The organism is Bradyrhizobium nanningense (assembly GCF_004114535.1).
In the GTDB taxonomy this organism is placed as follows: Bacteria; Pseudomonadota; Alphaproteobacteria; order Rhizobiales; family Xanthobacteraceae; genus Bradyrhizobium; species Bradyrhizobium nanningense.
The window spans coordinates 1-1,328 of the sequence record NZ_LBJC01000053.1; the positions used below are offsets into that span (position 1 = coordinate 1).

Consider the following 1,328-nt stretch of genomic DNA (forward strand, 5'->3'; position numbering starts at 1 on the left):
CTTCTACAGCCTCGCCGAGGTCAACGCAGCGATCGGCGAGTTGCTCACCAGGCTCAACGAGGAGCGGCCGATCCGGCGGCTCGGCGTGACGCGCCGCCGGCTGCTCGAGGAGATCGACCGGCCGGCGCTCAAGCCGTTGCCGGCGAGCCCCTACGTGCTCGCCGAGTGGCGGATCCGCCGCGTCAGCCTCGACTACCACGTCGAGGTGGAGAAGCATTATTACAGCGTTCCGCATCGCTTCGCGCGTGCCGAGGTCGAGGTGCGGTTCACCGCCCGCACCGTCGAGATCTTCCACAAGGGCGAGCGGATTGCCGCGCATCAGCGCATGAGTGGCAATCACAAGCACACCACCGTGCCGGAGCACATGGCCTCCAGCCATCGGCGCTACGCCGGCTGGACCATCGGGCGTATCCGTCAGGACGCCGCCGCGATCGGGCCGGCAACCAGCGCATTGTGCGACCTCATTCTCGACGAGCGCTCGCACCCCGAACAAGGCTTCCGCGCCTGCCTCGGCATCCTCCGGCTCGCCGCCTCCTATGGGCGCGAACGGCTGGACGCGGCGGCTGCGCGGGCGATCGACATCGGCGCGCGCACCTATGGCTCGGTCAAGTCGATCCTCGCCAACAATCTCGATCGGCGTCCCGCTCACCAGCGCTCCGCGGACGATGCGCCGATCCTGCATGCCAACATCCGCGGACCGCGCTACTACAATTAGGAGACCGTCCCTTGCTCACCCATCCGACCCTCGACCGCCTCAACGCCCTCGGCCTCCACGGCATGGCCAAGGCCTTCGCCGACATCGAAGCCGCCGGTGAGGCTGGCAGCCTCGGTCACGCCGAATGGCTTGCTCTGCTGCTCGAACGTGAAGCCTCGCTGCGGCACGACAAACGGCTTGCCACTCGCCTGCGCTACGCCAAGCTGCGCCAGCAGGCATGCGTCGAGGACATCGACTATCGCACCCCGCGCGGTCTCGACCGCCCGCTGTTCGCCAAGCTTGTCGAGGGCCGTTGGATCGACGACCACGTCAATCTCCTGATCTGCGGCCCGGCAGGCGTCGGCAAGAGTTGGCTCGCCTCGGCGCTCGGCCACAAGGCCTGTCGCGACAATCGCTCCGTGCTCTATCAGCGCGTCCCGCGCCTGTTCGACGATCTGGCGCTCGCCCGCGGCGACGGTCGTCACCCACGCCTGTTGCGCGGCCTTGGCCGTGTCGATCTGCTGATCCTCGATGATTGGGGGCTCGAGCCGCTCGATGCCGGCGCCCGTCACGACCTCCTGGAAATCCTCGAAGATCGCTACGGTCATCGCTCCACCATCGTCACCAGCCAGCT

General features: G+C 67.7%; 2 protein-coding genes. Both read left to right on the plus strand.

Annotation, left to right across the window (positions count from 1 at the left end; all coding sequences use genetic code 11):
- Window positions 1-715, plus strand: a 715-nt coding sequence (locus tag XH84_RS31795; protein ID WP_164937408.1) for a transposase, incomplete at its 5' end; no start/stop codon positions are given.
- Between the two features lie 11 nt (window positions 716-726).
- Window positions 727-1,328 (plus strand): ATP-binding protein (locus tag XH84_RS31800; protein WP_128948535.1); only part of this gene is annotated, 602 nt, incomplete at its 3' end.